The organism is Acidobacteriota bacterium (assembly GCA_016715115.1).
Taxonomy (GTDB): Bacteria; Acidobacteriota; Blastocatellia; order Pyrinomonadales; family Pyrinomonadaceae; genus JAFDVJ01.
This window is the reverse complement of the sequence record JADKBM010000004.1, coordinates 506,158-527,185: the sequence shown is the minus strand read 5'-3', so window position 1 is coordinate 527,185 and position 21,028 is coordinate 506,158. Positions and strand designations below refer to the sequence as shown.

Below are 21,028 nucleotides of genomic sequence, written 5' to 3'. Positions count from 1 at the left end.
TCCAGGCACCGATGACAAAAACCGGGAATTGCGCGATATGCGGGTCGGGCAATTGCGCGGACTTCATCAGGTCGGCCGCGCAGATGCACAGCACACGCGAGGTATTCAACTTCAGCCGTTGTGCGGATTGCGGTTACGTGTTTCTCGATCCGCCCGTTCCGAAGTCCGATCTTGCAGATTACTACACCGAATACTATTTGCCATATCGGGGTCCCGAGGCCTGGGGCAAGTATTCCGCGCTAGTCGAACGGAGCGACCGCGAACTGAACGATAAACGTGCCGCGATGTTGGCCGATTTCCGTATCGGCGAGGCGAGCCTCGTACTCGACATCGGTTGTGGCAAGCCCGGCTTCCTGCTGCGTTGTGTCGAAAGATTCGGGTGCCGCGGATTTGGACTCGATTTTTCGGATTTCGGCTGGCGCGACGAGAATATCGACAACGACCGGATCGGTTTGATGGTCGGAGAGATCGGCGACCTGCCGGGCGATTTGCGGCCCGACGCGATCACGATGTGGCACTATCTCGAACACGATTACGATCCGGCGCGTGCGCTCGGCGAGATCGCGAAACTGGCGCATCCGGAAACGGTTCTGGTCATCGAGGTCCCGGATTTCGAATGTGCCGGCCGCGAAAAGTTCGGCCCGTTCTGGGCGGGATATCACACGCCGCGGCATATCTCGGTCTTTTCGGAAAAGAACCTGCGACTGCTGCTCGAGAAAAACGGTTGGGAAGTCCTCAGGATCGACCGCTGGGGGACGCTCGATCCGTTTGTGATCGAGTGGATGAGCCGGATGGAGCAAAAAGGGATCGAATGGAACAAGAATATGGAAGGCGAGTTCTGGAGTTTCGTTGCCGGAATGGTTGCGTTTATGCCGACCAAACTGCGGGAAAAGTCGAAGCCGTTGGGTCTGATGACCGCCGTCGCGCGGCCGGGTGTTTGACTGGAGCGCAAGCGTCCCCTTTTGCAATGAGCGTGAAACGCGAAAAAGCGTGCGAGAGAGTTCAATTTGATTAAGCCATTACGCCGCTGAAGAACGCGGCGTTTGCAAGCGGGGACGCTTGCGCTCCAGTCCAAAATCTAAAATCCAAAATCCAAAATCGATTTCCCGTTCCAGGTTCCGACCGAACGATATGGCTGGAATCGTGAGAACATCTCTTCCTGATACCAGCCAAGTTCACGGGTCTTGGCGATCGCTTCGCGATGTTCGGCGCTTTTGTAGGCGTAGGACTTCATCGCCGCTTCGCTTTCCCACAGGCTGAAGGTCGCCATTTGGATCACGGGAAGCTCGCCGATGCCTTTGGTGAAGATCAGGCCGTCCGATCGCTCGAGCGGTTTTTGAGCGCGGGGAACGAATCGCCAGAAACTCGCAAGGTGTTTGGCTTTTATCCTCGCGCGGGTGATGACCGCAAGGTACGAATTCGCGGCATCGAGATCGCTTGCCGCTTCGAATGGATTTCCGCCCGACCAAGCGCCTTTGGCGGATACGTTCTTCATATAAAGCGTCCAGAACTCGGCCGAATGCGCGCGGTATCGTTCGACGATCGGCGCGGTCGCGAAGAACTCGTCGGCATCGCGTTCGCTTTTCCAAACCTGAAGCAGACTGTAAACCGACCAATCCGGCAAAGGGTTAAAGCCGAATCCTTTGCCGCTCCCGAGCAGTTTGTAAAACGTTTGACCCCTAGCCTGTCGCAAATCCCGGTGCGCGAACTGCATCATTTGAAACGCCCAGAACCGATCGGCGATTGTCGGAAACCGAAAAAATGTCAGCGTCGTGATTTGAGTCATTCCGGTACTTTGATTCCATCTTAGTATGAATCGCCTTTCAGCGGTTTCAAAGCAGAAGCGAACGATTCATCCGGAGTGTCATTGCGTCCGTAGTCGGCACCGCGCCGCCCGACGAGTCAGTACCGCCTGCGTAAGCGGGCGGGCAACCGGCAGCATAGGTCAAGACTGCAGGTACGGATCAATTCATAAGATATGTCTCAAATCCTTACAATCTCGACTCAGATCATCATTTGAGGCGATTCGGATCGGGTCGGCACGTAGTCTGGGAACGGATCACCTGATCTCAAATACAGAATCAATATGAAGAAACAAATCATCAAGGCAATTCTTGCCACCGCAATTCTTTCGGTCACTGCTTTTGCTCAGGACGGCAAGCCGTTTTTCCGGATCATCGAAGGCAAGTGGAAAGGCACGCTCGAATATCAGGACTACACATCCGGCAAGCGCGTGAAAATGAGTACGATCATTACGATCAAGGCCTCCGCCGACGGCAACTCGGCCGAGACGTTCACGATCTACGACGACTTCGGCAAGATCTACAAAGCCGACGGCCGTGAGCGCATAGACCTCGCCGGGCAAAAGTACTTCGACGGTGATACCGAGTTCTCGATCGAGTCGAACGAAGCCGGCAAGATCGTCCTCGTCGGGAAAACCAAAGACGGCAACACGGTCGAACCGACCCGCAAGACGATCAGCTACACGAACGACTCGCTGACGATCCTCAAGGAAACGCGTTCACCGTGGCAGTTTCGCAATTCATATACGCTGAACCGCATCGTCGAAGACAGAGAGTCGGCGGTCGTCCTCTCGCCAAAGCAGTTAAGCGATGACTTCGCGATCCTGAAAAGGACGCTCACGTCGATCCATCCCGGAATTTACCGTTATCAAACGCCCGAATCGCTAGAACTTGAGTTCGCCGCGTTCGAGTCGAAACTTGGCGCACCGATGCCGGAATCCGAGTTTCTGGTCCTCGTCTCGCAGTTTGTCGGCAAACTGCGTTGCGGGCACACATACGTAAACTTCTACAACCAGGACGCGAAACTAAAGGCGAGGCTTTTCGGCGGGCGGACTTATCTGCCGTTCTATTTCCGGATCGTCGACGGCCGTTTCATCATCACCGCCAACGCGTCGTCTAAAAACATCGCGGTCGGCAGCGAGATTCTGAAGATCAACGGTGTCGCCGTAAAAGAGATAATTGCAAAGCTCCTGACGGTCACCAAAGGCGACGGCAAATCGACGCTCGGACACCGGATCGATTCGATCGGGCTGAGCCGCAACGAAGCCGAAAGCTATGCCTTGTTCGACTGGTACTTCCCGCTGTTCTTTCCTATCAAAGACGAGATCTACGACATCGAAGCGAAAAGCTTCGCGTCGAAGCAAAACGCGAACTTCAGCATCCTCGCGATGACGAAGGAGGAACGGACGGCCGAAATGGCAAAGCGCTACGGGCCGACGCCGACGTACGACGATGGGTGGAAGTTCGAGATCCGCGACGGCGCGACCGCGTACCTGAAGATAGACAACTCGATCACCTGGCGGCTGAAAACCATCAAGTTCAAGGAGTTTCTCGCTGCCGCGTTCGCCGAACTTCGCGCGAAGAAGATCCCGAACCTGATCATCGACGTGCGCGGCAACGGCGGCGGAAGTATGGACATCGGTTTCGAACTCGCGCGCTACCTTGCGCCGCGCGTCCTCGGGCCGTACGCGGAAAGCCGGCGACTGGTTCGCAACGTCGCCGCCCGGCCGGAACTCGCGAAGTATCTCGACACGTACAGCGACGAGCTGAAATTCGCGATCCAAAACGGCATTCCGGCGTTGATGTACCGAAAGTTCGACGAGAACTATTCGGAGATAGTCGGCCGCGAAAGTTATCCTGCGGTCGAGCCCTACGCCGACCGATTCGACGGCAAGGCCTTCATTATAGCCGACGCGTCGAACGCATCGGCGACGTTCCAGTTCCTCGATTACGTCAAGCGGAATCGGCTCGCGACGATCGTCGGTCAGCCGACCGGCGGCAATCGTCAGGGGATCAACGGCGGAAACTACTTCTTCTTGCGATTGCCGAATTCAAAGGTCGAGGTCGACATTCCGGTCTACTTCCAGGCGCCGCTGACAACTCAGCCCGACGAAAGCGTCATTCCCGACATTATCGTCCAACGGTCCGCGGACGATATCGGAAACCGGCTGGACCGCGAGTTTTCGGCAATTCTGGCGATTGTCTCGAAGGACGCAAGGTAATCAAAAGATCCCGTCTGACGGCGCTTCGACCAACACAAGAATTTCGTTGACTATCAATTGTTCAAACTGTTTTAATAGAACGGGGAGTTTCCCAGGCTCCCCATATTTTTTTCGCCTTGCGTCCATAGTCCGCGAAATGAAAACCTTCATCAGTCTCTCCGTATTTTTGATCTTGTTCTGCTGTGTGTCCTCTGCGCGCGCAACGGATCAGTATCGATTCGATACGTGGACGACCGACAATGGACTGCCGCAGAACGGCGTGCGGTCGATCGTTCAGACTCCGGACGGTTATCTATGGTTCACGACCTTCGACGGGCTCGTCCGCTTCGACGGATTGCGTTTCACGACCTTCAACAAGAGCAACAGTCCGGGAATCCTAAACAATCGGTTTTCTTATCTTTATTCTGATCTTGACGGAACGCTGTACGCGACTTCGACGGAAGACGGCGTCCTTACGATCTATCGAAACGGCGCGTTCAAGTCGATGACGGCAGACGAGGTTCCCGGTCATTACATCCAGGAGATCAAGCCTGACGCTAACGGGGAACTGCAGTTTCTGAGCGAAGACGATTCGAGAAAATCCAAGACCTGGTACTACCTTCGGAACGGGACGTTTGTCTTCGCCCGCGTCAACGAACATTACAACGAGCGCATCGAACTTGAGGCGCGGGACGGTTCTCACTGGACGATAACGCCCGGGCTCACTCTTCAAACCCGCGGCGAATCGACGTTCGAATACAAACTCGATCTCAGCGCCGTCGATTTCGGCGTCAACCACTACATCGATCGCGAAGGTGCGCTTTGGATCGGCGAACGACGCCTGCACCGGTTGAAGAATGGTACGATCGAAACTTTCGGCGACAAAGACGGACTGTCCGCCAATTCGATAAACCACTCGTTTTGGGAAACCGACGACGGTTCGCTCTGGTTCGCGACCGGCGGCGGAATGAGCGGCGGCGTCGGCCTTGGCCGGCGTCAAAACGGGAAGTTCAGTTTCTTCGATACAAAAGACGGGCTTGCGGACAATTCGATCTTCGATCTTCTCCACGACCGCGAAGGAAACATCTGGGTCTCGACCAACAAGGGGCTCAGCCGTTTGCGAAAACGCGTCATCAGCGGGCTGAGCAAGGACGCGGGGCTCGAATACAACGAAGTCTATCCGCTGCTCCGCGACCGGTCCGGCAATACGTGGGTCGGAACCAACAAAGGATTGAGTCTGTACCGTGAGGGCCGTTTTGAAACCGTCCGCTTCAAGCCTGCGAACCCGTCATCGCCGGAACAGTGGAACGACGGCGCAACTTCGGTTCAGTCATTGTTTGAGGACGCGAACGGCAAACTATGGATAGGCCTTAACGGCGGCATATACGTCGCGAAGAACGGCGCCGGCGAACTTCTTTCGGGAACCAAAGGCACGCACGTTTTTGCGATCAAATCGGACCGATCGGGGAATGTCTGGGCGGCGACGAACAAAGGGCTCTGGCGTTATCGCGACTACGTTCGCGAGGCGTCATACGCTTTGCCCGAAGGCTTGCCGAACGAGTTCGTCACCGAGATTTTCGAAGATTCGAAGGGGCGGCTCTGGTTCGGGACGCTCGGCGGATTGTCGGAGTATCGCGACGGGAAGTTCATCAATTACACGGTCCGCGAAGGGCTTGCCGGAAACTACGTTCGAACGGTCTTCGAGGATTCCGAGGGGACGATGTGGATCGGAACCTACGACGAAGGAATGAGCCGGTTCAAGGACGGCAAATTCGTCAATTTCAAGGAATCGAACGGACTGTTCAACAACGGCGTCTTCGCGATCCGCGAAGACAAGCGCGGAAACTTCTGGATCAGTTCGAATAAAGGCATTTATCGCGTCAGCCGAAACGAGTTGAACGCGTTTGCCGACGGCCTGATCAAACGGATCAACAGCACCGGCTACGGCAAGGACGACGGAATGCTCGTCACCGAGTGCAACGGCGGACGCCAGCCGGCGAGCCTGGTCGATGACGCCGGCCGCTTCTGGTTTCCCACGCAAGACGGGATCGCGATCGTTGATCCCGAGGCGGAGGCCGCCAATCCGGCGTCTCCGACCGTCATCATCGAGGGCACGACCGTCGAGCGCGAACCGACCCAGTTTCGCGGCGGTCTGTCGATCGAGCCCGGTCAGCGGAATATCGAGATCACTTACACCGGAATCAGTCTCATCAAGTCGGAACAGATCAAGTTCAAATACAAACTCGAAGGTCACGATCCGGATTGGGTTGAGGCGGGCACGCGTCGCAGCGCGCATTATTCGACGCTCCCGCCCGGTGTTTACCGTTTCCGTGTGATCGCCGCCAACAGCGAAGGAGTCTGGAACGAAGAAGGCGCAACGCTCGAGGTGACGCTCAAGCCGTTTTTCTATCAAACGCTGTGGTTCTATCTTCTTTGCGCCGTGATCATCGTCGTTCTTCTCGGACTCGTCTGGCAACTGAGCGTTCACGAACTGCGTCGCCGCGAACGGAGACTGTCGCGGCTCGTGACCGAGCAGACCGACGAGCTTCGTCTGGTCAACGCGGAACTCGAGTATCTTGCCAATTCCGACGGATTGACGAAGATCGGCAATCGCCGCCGTTTTGAGAAATTCCTCGCCGATGAATGGAGCAGAGCGGTTCGCTTCAAGACGGAGATGTCACTTGTTCTGCTCGACATCGATCATTTCAAACTCTACAACGACACCTACGGACACCAGACCGGCGACGAATGTCTGCAGCGCGTGGCCGAGGCGCTGGCCGACGCGATCAACCGGCCGACCGATCTCGTCGCGCGATTCGGCGGAGAGGAGTTTGCGATAATTCTCGGCGGCACCGACGCTGTCGGCGCTCTCAACATCGCCCGGCAGGCAATCAATAACGTCAATCAGCTGCTGATCCCGCATCTGAGTTCGACGACGAGCGAGTATTTAACGATCAGCGCCGGAATCGGAACGCTGTTTCCGCGTTTCTGCCTCGACGAGGCCGATCTCATACGGGCGGCGGATACGGCTCTCTACCAGGCCAAGAAAAGCGGACGCAACCGGATCATTTGCAACGACCTGACGATGCTGCCCGATGCGCCGGGCATACTCGACGAAGAACTTCTTGAGATCCGTTAGGCCGCGACAAATAGATTCTGGTTTTTTCACAAGTTTGGTAGACTCGAAATTGATGAGCTTCAAAGAGCACTCCGAAAGCCTTTCCTTGGTTGGTTACGAGTTTTACCGGCGCGGCTGGGTGATGGGAACCGCCGGCAACTTCAGCGCAAAGATCTCGGAATCGCCGCTTCGGATCGCGGTTACGGCGAGTGGCAATGAAAAGGGTTCGCTCGACGAAACGCATTTTCTCGAGATCGACGACAACGCCGAGGTGCTTCAGGGATTCGGCAAACCGTCGGCCGAAACGATGGTTCACCTGACGATCTACCGGATGCGGGGGAACGTCGGATCGGTTCTCCACACGCATTCGGTTTGGGGAACGATCCTGTCCGAGTATTTCTACAAGGACGGGGCGATCGAGATCGAGGGATTCGAAATGCTCAAAGGCCTCGCGGGCGTGATGACGCACGAACATCGAGAGATCGTCCCGATCATCGAAAACTCGCAGGATTACATCGCCTTGTCTCACGTCATCGACAATGTTTTGCGCGAGAACCCCGGAATTCACGGACTGTTTCTGCGCCGTCACGGAATCTACACCTGGGGCAAGGACATCGCCGAAGCGAAACGGCACATCGAGATCTTTGAGTTTTTGTTTGAAGTTCTCGGGCGGACGCTGAGTCTCAGATGACGAATCGCGACGCAAAATCCGAATCCCGCGAGTTTCTCGAAGCGGTCACGGCCGTATTGTTTCGGCACGATCCGGCGGCGCTCAATTTCGGATTCAATCCCGAAGAGTATCGTCCGGAGGCGGAAACGATCGTTTATCAACTCGAAGCCTGCCGTTCGGAGGAAGCCGTCCTCGAAGTGATCGAACGCGAACTTTTTGAGTGGTTCGACGAGGCGACCGCGGACGGTCCGGAAGTTCCGGCGATCGCCGCCGAGGTATGGAAGTTGATCGAGGAACGCAACCTATAATTTATGGCCATAGTCGACATTCCCGATAAGAACATCCGGCTGACCGATCCGGCGTTGATCCGCGAAACACTCGCCGGCGTCGGCATCGATTACGAGCGTTGGGACGCGAAAGAGTCGCGCGTTTCGCCCGACGCTTCCGAGGCCGAGATCCTCGAAGCTTACGAGCCCGAGATCGAGACGTTGAAGCGATCCGGCGGTTACGTCACGGCGGATGTCATCAACATCGTTCCGACGACGCCGAATCTCGAGGCAATGCTCGGCAAATTCAACAAGGAGCATTGGCACGACGAGGACGAGATCCGTTTTATCGTCAAGGGCCACGGTCTGTTTCACATTGCGCCGAAAGACGGACCTGTTGTTTCCGTCGAAATGGAAGCCGGCGACCTGATTCGCGTTCCGCGCGGGACGCTGCATTGGTTCGATCTCTGCGCCGACCGGATGGTGCGGGCGATCCGACTGTTTCAAGATCCGGCCGGCTGGACGCCGCATTATACGGAAAGCGGCATCGACAACCGGTATCAGCCGCTCTGTTTCGGGCCGGACATTTTCCCGGCCGGAGATCAATCAATATGATCAAAGCCGTATTGTTGGACATCGAGGGCACCGCGACCCCGATCGATTTCGTGCACCGCACTCTGTTCCCGTACGCGAAATCGAAGATGGAAGATTTCGTCGTCAGGAATATCGCGGCGCTTGAAAACGAGATCGCCGAACTCAAGGCCGAATACCGTAAGGATTTTCAGGATCAGGTTTACGGTCGGAAGTTCAACGACCGCGAACCCGAAACGATCGTCAAATACCTCGAGTGGCTGATCGATGTCGATCGGAAATCGACGCCGTTGAAGGCGATCGAGGGACAGATCTGGCGCGCCGGGTACGAGAGCGGCGAGCTCGTCAGCCGCGTTTTCGCCGATGTTCCGGAAGCGCTGAAGCGCTGGACCGAGCGCGGCGTAAAGGTCGCGGTCTTTTCGTCGGGGAGCGTGCTCGCGCAGCGGTTGATCTTCACCTATTCCAACGCCGGCGATCTGAGCGGTCTGATCAGCGGCTATTTCGATACGCACATCGGAAAGAAACAGAACCCGGGAAGTTATTACGCGATCGCCCGTGAACTCGGATTCAAGCCGGGCGAAATGCTATTTGTGTCGGACGTTGTCGCCGAACTCGACGCGGCACGCGACGCCGGATTCCTCACGCTTCTTTCGGTTCGCGAAGGCAATGGAAAGTATCCGCACCCGATTCAGCACGACGTCATCGGATCGTTTTCCGACATCGACTAAGTCGTCTCCAACTGAGATTCCTATGAAGCCTTGATTGGGAATTTTACGGCTCTCAAGAAAATCAATTGCCCCTAGTTTCAGCCAGTGGACGGCATACAGAAGATGTGTCCATCAATTGCCACTAGCTGCAGAGGTTGTGTCAAAACTCCGATTTGTCTTCGGTTTTATGAGTTGCCACTAGCTTCAGCTAGTGGATCGAGATTCAGACTTGATCCCGGCTTTAGCCGCAGTATTGGGCTAAAGCCAAGAAAGTCTTGGGGCGAGGCTGTCTGGAAAGTCACTCAGAAAGTCTCCGGGATTGCCGTTTTTCTGTTGTCTGTTTTGGGAGAGTCCGCTTCGGCCGTCATCAGTTGGCCGGTCGCCGAGCGCATTTCCGCCTTTTCAGACGGTTGCCAGCCTTTGCAGGTTGTGTGCGATGCGATCAATCCGATCTCAATCTGTACTTTTGCCAACCCCTCAGTAAGAACCTTCTGAATTTCTTGTTTTCCTTTATGTTTCCGATCACCGCCTCGACCTCGTACCGTTGTTTCCTCCGTTCGACGCCTTTCTCGCTTTCGAGCATCTCGCGCGCCTTGCGCCGGTGCCTCAGAACTTCTTCGTTGCGCTCGATCGACCGTCCCCCTCGCCCTTCGAACATTCGGCCCGCATCGGACATCCGCCGCAGGCCTCGGTCCGGTAGATTTTGACGTTTTGCTTCCGGCCGTTCTGCGTCGTCTTCACGCGATCCTCCGAGAACTCCATCACGTGCCCCGCCGGACACCGGTAAGTATCGGTCTCTGCGTCGTATTGGAAGTTGTCTGCCGAACTTCCCTTGGGCTTCCGGAATCGAACCCCGGAAACTTCACAAATGCCTTGATCGCCCGTTTCTCCAGATAGGCGTAGTTCTCTTCACTGCCGTAACCCGCATCCGCCGTCACGCTTTCGGGTTCCGTTCCGTACGTTTCGATCATCTTGCCGACATGCTCCGGCAGCGCGGTCGTGTCCCCGCCGATTGTGTCAGCGTTACCCGGTCAGAAAATGCCCCTCGGTCGCCAGCTGGACATTGTACGCCGGTCTCAACTGCCCGTTCCCCAGATGGTCTTCCTTCATCCTCATGAACGTCGCGTCATGATCGGTCTTCGAACTGCTTCGTCGCCCGTCCAGCATCCGCTCCTGCGCCTCGACCTTCGCCGCCCGGCCCGGCAACTCCCGCCTCAATTTCCGCACCCGCTGCCTTGTCTTCGCATCGGGCTCGGCTTCAGCAACTCCTCGTCGATCGCTCTCACCGCGCGTCACCGCTTCCGGGTCCACCGCCTCAAAATCCGGCCGTTCGGCGCCTGCTCTTCCTCCGCGCTCGCCCGCTCGACGTACTTCCACACGTCACGCAACTGTTCCCTTATCCGCTGCTGTTCCGCCCACCGTCTTTGCCCAGACGAACGTGTACCGGTTCGCGTTCGCCTCGATCTTCGTCCCGTCAGTATCACTTCCCGCAACGATACCGCCCCCTCTTCGACAAGCAGCAGCACGACCTGCGAAAAGATCTTCTCAAGATGATCTTTCAGCCGCTTCGACCGAAAGTCCGCCAGCGTGTTGTGGTCCGGCCTCGCGTTGCCGGCGAGCCACAGAAATGCACGTTTTCATGCAACGCCTGCTCGATCTTCCGGGACGAATAGATATTCCGAAGATACGCGTAAACCAGCACCTTCAAAAGCAGCCGCGGATGGTAGCTCGACGCTCCGCCGCCTTTGTACCCAAGCTCAAGCACGCCGATGTCGATCCGCTCGATCACTTCGTTCACAACGCGCACCGGATGGTTCGCGGGCACCAGATCATCCAGGCTCGGCGGCAACAACATCGGTTGGTTCTGATCGTAATGCTTGAAGACCACCTTCTTCCTTTTCTCGTGTATCATACTTAGTATTATAACCCACGTATGCAACTCGACGAAATTCAAACAACACTCCCGAGACCGAAAATCGCCGAACCCGAGGGGACTTTTCAGACAGCCTCCAATTAGCAATTAATAAGAAGAAAGCCGCTTGATTTTGATCTATGAACTCAGACTTCTGAAGGTTTTGACACAGCCTCTTCAGCTAGTGGACAGCATATAGAAGATATGTCCATCAATTGGAGGCTGTCTGTGGATAAATTCGCTGAAAGCGAATCAGGTAATAGCCTGGGGGGTGAGCGGAGCGTAACCCCCAGGCTATTAGTCAGATGGGACGCCGACCCTGAAGGGGTCGAAGGTAAGTCGTTGATTGTTCGACCCTTGCTTCATCATGATGACGCGTTGTTCAACAAAGGGCGGCGTTCGATTCTTTCGCCGTGCCGCACACTACTTTGTTGTCCCGTTTGCGACTTTCAGGAATACGCTTCTGGGAAAGAAAATCCTTCACGCTGAGTCGACGCGATCATCGGCCTGATCTTCAGGGCGTTCACTTTCCGGGTACGATGAAGCGTTCGGTGTAACCGATCTTCTTCAGAATCGCCGCGGTCTCGACGTCGTTCGCGGGACGCGGAACGGCGAAGTCGTCGATGATCACGGGTATCAGATCTATGCGTTCGACGGCTGTCAGCCCGCCGCCTTGGCCGTCCGGCCCGCGCCGCACCGAGATCTTGAGCATCAGTCCTTCGCGCGTGTCCGGCTTTCGCTGGTCGAAAATAAAATTCCCGAGCGAATAGAAGATCATTTTGCCTTTGTACGTCTCGGTCGTCTGGATCCAATGCGGATGCGCGCCGATGACGATGTCGGCGCCGAAGTCGATCGCTTTGCGGGCAAAATCGATCTGCGGCTGATGCGGTTTCCGGACATACTCGATCCCGGCGTGCATCGTGACGACGACGAAGTCGCTCTCCGCTTTGGCCTGTTTGATCGAACGCTCGAGAAACTCCGTCTCCTCGATCCGCGCGACGTAGTCGTTGCGCTTGACGCCGCCGTCGTTGATCGACGCATACGACGCCCCGACAAATCCGAACTTGATGCCGTTTGCCTCGACAACCTCGGGTTTCCAGGCGCGTTCGAGGTTCTCTCCGGTGCCGATGTATTTGATGCCGCGCTCGTCAAGGTATTTGTGGGTGTTCACGAGGCCTTTCATTCCCTGGTCCCAGGCGTGATTGTTCGCGAGGTTCACGATCTTGAATTTGTATTCGGAGAGCCCCGCGACGTCGCGAACGCGCGTGTTGAAGACGAGGCCCTTGCCGACCCGCGTGTCGTCTCCCGAGATCGGCGATTCGAGATTGCCGAAACTGAAATCGGAAGCCTTGAGAAGATCGCCGACCTTCTGGAACGGATAGAGCGGATTCCCCGCTCGGTCGATGGCTCGGGCCACGCCGCGCGAGATCATCATATCGCCGACGGCGATGAAGTTCGCGGCTGCAGGCTTGACCTCGACCTTCGCTGTTTTGTTCGCGGCGGGTTCCGGGGCAGGCTTCCCGCAGGCGGCGCTGAAAACGAGCGACAACGCGACTAGCACGAAAACCGGCATTCGATTCGAAGCATTAACGTCTACGGAAACTCCGAACATCTTTTTGAAAAATAAGAAAATTGTCATTCACACCTCTGCAAAAATGGCGTCCGTTGCAGCATTTGGAAGTGACGGACGCAAAATGATCAGTCGTCATTTTACCCGATAGTTTGGAATACTTCAGAATGGCTATGCAATAATCTCAGTATGGCAACAGCAACTCTAGCGGCAGGATGTTTTTGGTGCGTCGAAGCGGTTTTCGACGCTTTGCGCGGCGTCTCGGACGTCGTTTCGGGTTATTCGGGCGGACACACGGAGAATCCGACCTACCAGGAAGTCTGTTCGGAAACGACGGGGCACGCCGAGGTCGTTCAGATCGAGTTCGACGAAAACGAGATCACGTTCGCGGATATTTTGCGGATCTTTTTCGCGGTCCACGATCCGACGACGCTCAACCGTCAGGGGAACGACATCGGAACGTCGTATCGGTCGGCGATTTTCTACCATAACGACGAGCAGAAACGCGTCGCCGAAGAGGTGATTCGCGAGGTCACCGAAGCCGCGATCTACGAAAATCCGATCGTTACCGAGGTCGCGCCGTTCACGAAATTCTGGCCGGGCGAAAACTATCATCAGGAATACTTCGCCAACAATCCGACCCAGCCTTACTGCGCCGCGGTCGTCGCGCCGAAAGTCGCGAAGTTTCGCAAGGTATTCTTCGACCGGTTGAAGAAATAAGCGAAGCGTTTGCAGAAACGCTAAATGCAGAAACGCGCACGAAGTAAGCGTGCATAGCCCGGAACAAGAAACGCGCACGAAGCAAGCGAAGCGTTGCAGAAACGCGCACGAAGCAAGCGTGCATAGCCCGGAACAACGCGCACGAAGCAAGCGTGTCCGGCCACGCCGGCGGACCGTCACATCGGTTCGATCCGTGTCACGCCGGGCACGCTTACTTCGTGCGCGTTTCTGCATTAGCGTTTCTGCATTGGCGTTTCGCGGGCAAGGATCTCTCGGAATGATTTTTTGTGCCGTGCGGTGTATCATTTCCCGACAAGTTCCAACAATTTTAGAATCAATCACACAAAAATGACTTTGAAGTATTTGAGCGTCGCGATCACTCTCCTGGCTGCATTGAGCGTCTTTCCACAAGACACAAAACGTCCGATCACGATCGACGACCTGGTCAAAATGAAGACGGTCGCGAGTCCGCGCGTCAGTCCCGACGGCAAATGGATCGCCTACACGGTGTCCGAAATGGACCTCAAGGAGGACGAAACCGAAACGCGCATCTGGATGGTCGCAACCGCCGGCGGCGAAGCGATCCCAATGACCTCGAAGGGTTATTCGGCCGAGAGCCCGCGTTGGAGTCCCGACGGGAAATACCTTTCGTTTCTTGCCTCGCGCGGCAAGGACAAGGACGGCGACGAGGAAAAGTCGCAGGTTTGGACGCTCAACCGGCTTGGCGGCGAAGCCCAGCAAGTTACAAAGCTCAAACAAGGCGTCGCCGGTTACGAATGGTCGCCCGACGGAAAACGGCTGGTGCTGCTCGTCCGCGATCCGAAACCGGAAGAACTTACCGACGACAAGGAAGACGATAAAAAGGCGAAGCCGGCGGTCGTCGACCGGCTTCAATTCAAGCGCGACAATATCGGATACCTTGACCGTTTCCGGACACATCTCTATATCCTCAGAGTCGGCGACGAAAAGGCTGAGCCGATTCAGATCACCTCCGGCGATTTTGACGACGCCGACCCGGCCTGGAGTCCGGACGGAAACTTGATCGCCTTTGTCAGTAACCGTACGGACGAACCGGACGGAAACCCCAATACCGACATCTGGATCGTTTCTGCGGACAATACCGACAAGGGAAAAACGCTCTTGCAGGTAACGACGAATCCGCGCGAGGATTCGGCGCCGTCGTGGAGCCCGGACGGTCAGACGCTCGCCTACTCGACCGTGACGGCACCGTTGAAGGTGATGTGGTACGCGACGAATCATCTCGCGACGATTTCGGCGAAAGGCGGCGCGCCGACGGTTTGGACGACCGCGCTCGACCGCAACGTCATCGGTCCGAGATTCGCCGCCGACGGCAAATCGATCTGGTTCATCCTCGAAGACAGCGGCGAACAGAATCTGGCGTCGATCAATCTCGCGACGAAGGCCTTGTCGCGCGCGATCACCGGCGAGTCGACGGTTCTCGATTACGATTTCGCGGGCGGAACGATGGCGCCGCTCGTTTCGCGTCCCGACCTGCCGGACGAGGTTTTTTCGTTCGGTCCGAATCAATTGAAGCAACTGACCTACACGAACAAGAAACTGCTCGACGAGATCCAACTTGCGACGGTCGAGAACGTTCAGTTCAAGAGCAAGGACGGAACGGAGATCGAGGGTTTTATATACAAACCGCTGGGGTTCAACCCTTCGATGAAGTATCCGACGATCCTCAGAAACCACGGCGGTCCGGTCTCGCAATACGATTTCAGTTTCGATTTCGAGCCGCAGCTTTACGCGGCAAACGGCTACGTCGTGATCCAGACCAATCCGCGCGGTTCATCGGGTTACGGACAGGCGTTTTCGTTCGCGCTCTTTGCTGATTGGGGAAATCTCGATTTTCAGGACGTGATGGCCGGTGTCGATCATTCCATCTCGAAGGGTTACACGGATCCCGACCGGCTGGGCGTTTGCGGCTGGTCATACGGCGGAATTCTGACGAACTACGTGATCACCCAAACGACGCGCTTCAAGGGCGCCGTTTCCGGTGCGAGCGAGGCGCTATACCGCGCGAACTACGGCCACGATCATTACCAAATGTGGTGGGAGACGGAGTTCGGTCTTCCGTGGGCGAATGCCGAAGCCTGGGAGCGCATATCGCCTTTCAACAAGGTCGACAAGATCACCACGCCGACTCTCTGGATCGGCGGCGGTTCGGATTGGAACGTTCCGATCCTCAATTCGGAACAGATGTATCAATCGATGAAACGGCTCGGGCGCGAGACTCAACTTGTCGTCTATCCCGGCGAGTTCCACGGCCTGAAACGCCCGAGTTTCATCAAGGACCGGCACGAACGTTTCCTGGGCTGGTTCGAGAAATATGTGAAAAAGTGAAAAAAGGGGAAAAGGGAAAAGGGAAAAGGCGAAAGGCAAAAGGGAAAAGGGAAAAGGCAAAAGGCAAAAGGGAAAAGGGAAAAGGGAAAAGGCAAAAGGCAAAAGGCAAAAGGGAAAAGGCGAAAGGCAAAAGGGAAAAGGCAAAAGGGAAAAATGCGAAAGGAAAAAAGGGGAGTGTTGCTTTCCTCCTTTTTCGAGTACGACCTTTTCGCCTTTTTCCCTTTTTTCCTTTTCCCTTTTTTCCTTTTCCCTTTTCCCTTTTCCCTTTTCCCTTTTCCCTTTCCTCTTTTCCTACTTCTCTTCCGGTAGTTCCTTGGTATTTCCGCGTTCGAGTTTCGCGAATCGGGACGTCGAAAGCCACTCCGGCATTGAATCAGCGTTTGCGAGTCGCAATCCCATAATCCCCATCACCTCGGCGACCGTTTTTGCGCCGTCCCACGACCAGTCGGGCCGAATCACATCACCGGGTTGGTGATAGTCGGTCTTTTCCCATTCACGCATACGTTTCATCGCGTTCTGGATGTCGCCCTCGGGCGCGCCCATCAGCATCAGCGCGGGTACGCCACGTTCAACAAACGAATAATGATCGGACCGGTAGAACACTTTTTCGTCCGGGACCGGATCGGGCGCGACGACGATCCCCATCGCCGCAGAAACATCGGTGAGCATCGCACCGAGTGTCGAGTGCTCTGCCCCATAGCCGACCATCGTCTTCACGGGTCCGTAAACTTCGGTTCCGACGCCGTCCAGATTGAGGTTCGCGGAGACCTTTTTGATGTTCCAAGTCGGATTCTTCGCCCAGTATTTCGATCCGAAAAGCCCGTATTCTTCGGCGGTCACGGCGAGAAAAATCAGCGATCTCTTGGGTTTTACGGGGGATTTTGAAAAAGCCTCGGCGACGGCGAGCATCTCCGCCGTTCCGAGTCCGTTGTCGGCGGCCCCGGGATAAACCTTGCCGTTTTCGGTTCCGAAGGCATCGTAGTGCGCCGAAAAGAGAATCGCTTCTTCCTTGAGCTTCGGATCGGAGCCTTCGATGTAGCCGACGACGTTCGGCGAAGTTCCCTTTGTCGATTTTGATCTTGCAACGATCTTCGCGGTCTGATTGAGCTTGACGGGTTTGAACGTGTTTTCTTCAGCGCGTGCCAACGCATCCTTGAGCGAAATCCCCGATTTCGCAAAAAGCTTTTCGGCCATCGGCGTGCCAACGCTCACCAACAGCGGCAACGGAAAGGGCTCGCTATCTTCCGTACCGCCGGCGAGACTGAGGCTACGGCGACCATAGTAGTCGATCATCGTCTCGGGCGCTTCCTTTTCACGGCCATGGGCGATGTAAACGATTCCCGCGACTCCGGCCCGGACGAGATTCAAAAAGATCGCGGAACTCGCCTCTGCCTTGTCCCAGGAATCCTTATTGATGCTCGCCGGCGGGCCTTCGATCATAACCACAACCTTGCCGCGAACGTCGATGCCTTCGAGATCGTCGCGCTTGATCGATGCCGCCTGGATGCCGTATGCGATGAAAATCATCTCACCGCTCTTCTCCTTATCGGTACGCTTGAACGGCAACGACTGAAACGCGAAGTCCTTGCCGAACCTGAACGATTCGTCGCCGACTTTGAAACTCGTCTCCGGTGTATAGACGGTTTCGCGGAAATCGACTTTCTGGAGAAATGAGGCCTTATCGCCGAGCGGTTTCATTCCGAGCGCCTTGAACCGTTCAGCGATCCACGCCGCCGCTTTCTCGCCACCGGGCTGCATCGTTCCGCGCCCTTCCATTTCGGGTGACGAGAGCGTCGCCGTGGCATCCTTGATAGCCTGAATCGTGATGTTTGCCGCCAGTGCCCGCTCGTCGGAAGCAAGCGTCGATTTGAGCGCAACCGCCGCCGTCTGGGCGAAAACACCACCGAAAAGCAGCATTCCAACGAGAAATGCCGCAAAACTCCGTCGCCAAGGCGCGACTCTATTTGCTTGAGTTGATCTCATAGTTCTTATCCTTTCTACTACTGAATTCCTTTGCCGATTCATCGGCGGTCAAGTGAATCTACGGAACGGGAACAAGTTTGAAGATTCTATCATCGGCACGGTCCGGACTTCCACGGCCGTCGCGGTTTGAGGTCGCGAAATAGATGAACCCGTCGGGCGATTCCCCAACCTCGCGAATTCTGCTGAGAAGCCCCTCAAGCAGATTCTCCTGGCCGACGATCTTTCGTCCGTCGAGCTTTACGCGGATCAGGCGCGCGCCGCGAAGACAACCGAAAATCGCGCTGCCTTTCAAGGCCGGAAACTTGTCGCCCTTATAGATCAACAGGCTTCCGGGGGCGCAGGCCGGCGTGTATTCGATAAGCGGCGCGACCATTCCTTCCTTGGCCATCGTCCCGTAAATCTCGGGCCAACCGTAGTTCTTGCCGGCTTCGACGAGATTGAATTCGTCCGCGCCGCCGCCGCGTCCCTCGAAGCTCGACGGCCCGTGTTCCGTCTGAAACATCAGGCCGTCGGCCGACCATGCAAGGCCCTGCGCGTTGCGGTGACCGAGGCTGTAGATCTCGGGGCGCACCGATTTGTCTTTAACAAAGGGATTGTCTGACGGAACCGTGCCGTCGTCGTTGAGCCTGAGCGTCTTTCCGCCGAGCGAATCGGTCCGTTGGGCGAGGTTCCAGTCGGTTGCATCGCCGACGGTGATGTAGAGTTTTCCGTCTGGGCCGAATCGCGCACGCGTTCCCGCGTGGAACTGCGCGGCCGGCATATTCTCGAGAATGATCTTCGGTTCGACAAGGGTCGCGCCATCAAACCGGTAACGGACTACCTTCACAGCCTTGCCGTCGCCGCGGTAGGCGTAGGCGAGGTAGATGAAATTGTTTTCGTTGAATTTCGGATGAAGCGCGATGTCCATCAAACCGCTCTCGCCGGAAGGTTCGACGTCGGGGACCTTGAAAATGGGTTCGGGTTTGAGCTTGCCGTTCTCGATCAAACGCACGCGTCCCGGGCGTTCGGTAACGAGTATCCGCCCGTCCGGAAGGAATGCGAGGCCCCACGGAACCTCAAGCCCCGTCGCGACCGTTTCAAGGCGGAACTTCACAGGCTTTTCACCTTCTGAAAGTGCAGTCGTTGAAAAGACTTCCGTCTCGGAGATTCCCTTCGGTTTCTGGCCGCACGCGGATAGCGCGAGAATCACCGGTAGCAGGAAAATCAGCGGTTGTTTCATAAGCAAGAGTTAGACGTGCCTTGAAAACAATTTGTTTCCTCTTGTCGCGGATTGTTGAACCTCTCCATTCCGGAAGTTCGTTTCGTTGGCTGAAACTGCGCGATTGGAGTCGTTTCGATCGGACTTGCGCCCGGCCTCAGTTGATTCCGAGAACTTCGATAATGAAGATCAGCGTCGCATTTGGCGGGATGACGCCGCCGGCGCCCGATTCGCCGTAGCCGATCGCGGGCGGAATTATGAACGTCGCGTGGTCACCGACGCGGAGTTTCTGCAACCCTTCGTCCCAGCCCTTGATGACCATTCCAAGTCCGACGGGGAACGAAAACGGTTCGTTTCGGACCAGCGAACTGTCGAACAAGACGCCGTTCGTCAGCAGTCCGGTGTAATTCACGATGACCTCATTGCCCGCTTTGACTTCGGCTCCGTCACCGGCTTTGGTTATGACATAGGTCAAGCCCGATTCGGTCGTGACCGCATTGTTGTTTGTGTTTTCCATTAGTTGTTCCCCGAACGACGCTGAGACTCAATATCGGAAAGGTGTTTCGGACCCAATTCCAAATCGCAGATTCCAGATTCCAGATTCCAAATCGGAGATTCCAGATATTCCAGATTCCAAATCGGAGATTCCAAATATTCCAAATCCCGAATCCCAAATCCCAAATCCCAAATCCCAAATCCCAAATCCGAAATCCCAAATCGTATCACTTGCCGATCTCGCTCTCGACGAGCGATTTCAATCCGGCCTCGCTGAAGTTTAGAAGCTTGCGGCCGTTGACGAAGATCGTCGGCGTCTGACGCACTCCGAGCGACTGGCCGTCGCGCTTGTCGCGGTCGATCTTTGCCTGATACTTGTTCTCTTTGATCGCGGCGTTGACCTTCTCGACGTCGAGCCCGAGTTGCTTTGCATACTTTTCAAACAGCACCGGGATATTCGGCGGCGGCTCGCCCGTCGGCGGTCCGTGGCGTTCGCCCCATTCGGGTTGTTTCTCGAAAAGAAGCGCTTGCGTCTCCCAAAACTTACCTTGTTCGGCGGCGGCCTCGAGCATATTGGCGGCGCTGACCGAATTCGGATGGAGCGGCATATATCGAATAACAAGCTTCGTCTTGCCGTCGTATTGCGTCACCATCTTTTTGAGAACCGGCGAAAACGTCGCGCACGATTCGCATTCAGGGTCGACGAACTCAACGATCGCGACCGGCGCGTTCGCCGGGCCGAGCGTCGGACTGTCGGGCCTGATCAGAACCTCCGGATTCAGTGCCGGCGCGCCGGTATTCGTGTTTCCGGTGACGCGCACGTTCTGAACCGAGCTTCGGTAATAATTCATTCCGAGAATCGCGACGCCGATGACGACGGCGCCGATCACGATCAGGAGTTTTACTTCATTTTTCATAATTCTTTCGGTTTATAAAGAAACATCAAGAGCCCCAGGAAGACGAACGAACCGAGCGACATCAGCGGAATCGTGACGAAGCCGAACAGTTCGAGTTGCCGCGAACTGCACGAAACGCCCTCGGAGCACGGCGTCAACGTTTCCGGGATGAAGCCGTAGTAAAGCAGGTTGTGATAGATCGCGACCGCCAAGCCGCAAACGATCAGCGAGAGCGCATATGTCTTCATCCGCGGATCGCGCATCACGATGCCGGCGCCGATAATGACGACGAGCGGATACATCGCGACGCGCTGATACCAGCAAAGGGTGCAAGGCGGAAACTGCATTACCTCGCTCAAGAAGAGGCTGCCGACCAACCCCGCGAGCGCCGCCGCCCAGGCAAGGTACGGCAGACTCTCGTTCAGTTTTCCGATTTCCGGCGTTTTGACGCTCTCCGATTCTTCCATACTCCAATCCCGTTCGCGGACGAATTTTGACTCGATTGTCGTTTTGTAGCCCTATGATAACAAAA

At 56.0% G+C, this 21,028-nt stretch carries 22 protein-coding genes; 10 read left to right on the top strand and 12 right to left on the bottom strand.

All coding sequences use genetic code 11. From position 1 onward, the window contains the following. The first annotated feature begins 11 nt into the window (after nt 1–11). Complete coding sequence (locus IPN69_04570) at nt 12–941, top strand: methyltransferase domain-containing protein (GenBank protein MBK8809987.1); 930 nt, start codon at nt 12–14, stop codon at nt 939–941. A gap of 137 nt (nt 942–1,078) precedes the next feature. On the opposite strand, the gene IPN69_04565 is transcribed toward IPN69_04570, so the two are convergent. Further along, nucleotides 1,079–1,786, bottom strand: coding sequence for a DUF3291 domain-containing protein (locus tag IPN69_04565; GenBank protein ID MBK8809986.1), 708 nt, complete (start codon nt 1,784–1,786; stop codon nt 1,079–1,081). A gap of 300 nt (nt 1,787–2,086) precedes the next feature. Here IPN69_04565 and IPN69_04560 point away from each other — a divergent pair, with 300 nt between their 5' ends. From IPN69_04560 to mtnC, 6 genes are all read left to right on the top strand, one after another. After that, entirely contained in the window at nt 2,087–4,024 is a 1,938-nt protein-coding gene (locus IPN69_04560; protein ID MBK8809985.1) for a PDZ domain-containing protein, read from the top strand. Nucleotides 4,025–4,160: 136 nt separating this feature from the next. Beyond that, nucleotides 4,161–7,142, top strand: a complete 2,982-nt coding sequence (locus IPN69_04555; GenBank protein MBK8809984.1) for a diguanylate cyclase — start codon at nt 4,161–4,163, stop codon at nt 7,140–7,142. Between the two features lie 52 nt (nt 7,143–7,194). Then, nucleotides 7,195–7,812 (top strand): methylthioribulose 1-phosphate dehydratase, encoded by a 618-nt coding sequence (gene mtnB, locus IPN69_04550; GenBank protein MBK8809983.1) that lies wholly within the window; start codon nt 7,195–7,197, stop codon nt 7,810–7,812. Further along, entirely contained in the window at nt 7,809–8,099 is a 291-nt protein-coding gene (locus IPN69_04545) for a hypothetical protein (protein ID MBK8809982.1), read from the top strand. The genes mtnB and IPN69_04545 overlap by 4 nt, the downstream gene beginning before the upstream one ends. Before the next feature lie 3 nt (nt 8,100–8,102). Beyond that, nucleotides 8,103–8,672 (top strand): cupin domain-containing protein, encoded by a 570-nt coding sequence (locus IPN69_04540; protein MBK8809981.1) that lies wholly within the window; start codon nt 8,103–8,105, stop codon nt 8,670–8,672. Next, entirely contained in the window at nt 8,669–9,376 is a 708-nt protein-coding gene (gene mtnC, locus IPN69_04535; GenBank protein MBK8809980.1) for an acireductone synthase, read from the top strand. Before IPN69_04540 ends, mtnC begins: the two co-directional genes overlap by 4 nt. A gap of 421 nt (nt 9,377–9,797) precedes the next feature. Here mtnC and IPN69_04530 read toward each other — a convergent pair whose 3' ends face one another. The 6 genes from IPN69_04530 to IPN69_04505 form a co-directional block, all read right to left on the bottom strand. Beyond that, complete coding sequence (locus IPN69_04530; GenBank protein ID MBK8809979.1) at nt 9,798–10,013, bottom strand: transposase; 216 nt, start codon at nt 10,011–10,013, stop codon at nt 9,798–9,800. Then, nucleotides 9,962–10,117: a transposase gene (locus tag IPN69_04525; GenBank protein ID MBK8809978.1), complete on the bottom strand. Its 156-nt coding sequence runs from the start codon at nt 10,115–10,117 to the stop codon at nt 9,962–9,964. Before IPN69_04525 ends, IPN69_04530 begins: the two co-directional genes overlap by 52 nt. Further along, nucleotides 10,117–10,326 carry a hypothetical protein gene (locus tag IPN69_04520; GenBank protein MBK8809977.1) on the bottom strand — a complete coding sequence of 70 codons (210 nt, stop codon included), beginning with the start codon at nt 10,324–10,326 and terminating at the stop codon, nt 10,117–10,119. Before IPN69_04520 ends, IPN69_04525 begins: the two co-directional genes overlap by 1 nt. Before the next feature lie 52 nt (nt 10,327–10,378). Then, nucleotides 10,379–10,573 carry a hypothetical protein gene (locus tag IPN69_04515; protein MBK8809976.1) on the bottom strand — a complete coding sequence of 65 codons (195 nt, stop codon included), beginning with the start codon at nt 10,571–10,573 and terminating at the stop codon, nt 10,379–10,381. 340 nt (nt 10,574–10,913) lie between these two features. Next, nucleotides 10,914–11,267, bottom strand: coding sequence for a transposase (locus tag IPN69_04510; GenBank protein MBK8809975.1), 354 nt, complete (start codon nt 11,265–11,267; stop codon nt 10,914–10,916). A gap of 523 nt (nt 11,268–11,790) precedes the next feature. Further along, nucleotides 11,791–12,906: a CapA family protein gene (locus IPN69_04505; GenBank protein MBK8809974.1), complete on the bottom strand. Its 1,116-nt coding sequence runs from the start codon at nt 12,904–12,906 to the stop codon at nt 11,791–11,793. Nucleotides 12,907–13,026: 120 nt separating this feature from the next. On the opposite strand from IPN69_04505, the gene msrA reads away from it, so the two are divergent. Further along, nucleotides 13,027–13,557: a peptide-methionine (S)-S-oxide reductase MsrA gene (msrA, locus tag IPN69_04500; protein MBK8809973.1), complete on the top strand. Its 531-nt coding sequence runs from the start codon at nt 13,027–13,029 to the stop codon at nt 13,555–13,557. Between the two features lie 348 nt (nt 13,558–13,905). After that, nucleotides 13,906–15,924, top strand: coding sequence for a S9 family peptidase (locus IPN69_04495; GenBank protein ID MBK8809972.1), 2,019 nt, complete (start codon nt 13,906–13,908; stop codon nt 15,922–15,924). 291 nt (nt 15,925–16,215) lie between these two features. Here IPN69_04495 and IPN69_04490 read toward each other — a convergent pair whose 3' ends face one another. The 3 genes from IPN69_04490 to IPN69_04480 all read right to left on the bottom strand — a co-directional run bounded on the left by IPN69_04490 (nt 16,216) and on the right by IPN69_04480 (nt 19,622). Beyond that, nucleotides 16,216–17,907 carry a M20/M25/M40 family metallo-hydrolase gene (locus tag IPN69_04490; protein ID MBK8809971.1) on the bottom strand — a complete coding sequence of 564 codons (1,692 nt, stop codon included), beginning with the start codon at nt 17,905–17,907 and terminating at the stop codon, nt 16,216–16,218. 58 nt (nt 17,908–17,965) lie between these two features. Further along, nucleotides 17,966–19,126 (bottom strand): PQQ-dependent sugar dehydrogenase, encoded by a 1,161-nt coding sequence (locus tag IPN69_04485; protein MBK8809970.1) that lies wholly within the window; start codon nt 19,124–19,126, stop codon nt 17,966–17,968. 136 nt (nt 19,127–19,262) lie between these two features. Then, complete coding sequence (locus IPN69_04480; GenBank protein ID MBK8809969.1) at nt 19,263–19,622, bottom strand: FKBP-type peptidyl-prolyl cis-trans isomerase; 360 nt, start codon at nt 19,620–19,622, stop codon at nt 19,263–19,265. On the opposite strand from IPN69_04480, the gene IPN69_04475 reads away from it, so the two are divergent. Further along, entirely contained in the window at nt 19,612–19,884 is a 273-nt protein-coding gene (locus IPN69_04475; GenBank protein ID MBK8809968.1) for a hypothetical protein, read from the top strand. The genes IPN69_04480 and IPN69_04475 overlap by 11 nt on opposite strands. On the opposite strand, the gene IPN69_04470 is transcribed toward IPN69_04475, so the two are convergent. Beyond that, on the bottom strand, nt 19,828–20,517 hold the full coding sequence (locus IPN69_04470; GenBank protein MBK8809967.1) for a DsbA family protein: 690 nt from the start codon (nt 20,515–20,517) through the stop codon (nt 19,828–19,830). The two genes, IPN69_04475 and IPN69_04470, sit on opposite strands and share 57 nt — an antisense overlap. Further along, nucleotides 20,514–20,963 carry a disulfide bond formation protein B gene (locus IPN69_04465; GenBank protein ID MBK8809966.1) on the bottom strand — a complete coding sequence of 150 codons (450 nt, stop codon included), beginning with the start codon at nt 20,961–20,963 and terminating at the stop codon, nt 20,514–20,516. Before IPN69_04465 ends, IPN69_04470 begins: the two co-directional genes overlap by 4 nt. Between the last annotated feature and the right edge of the window lie 65 nt (nt 20,964–21,028).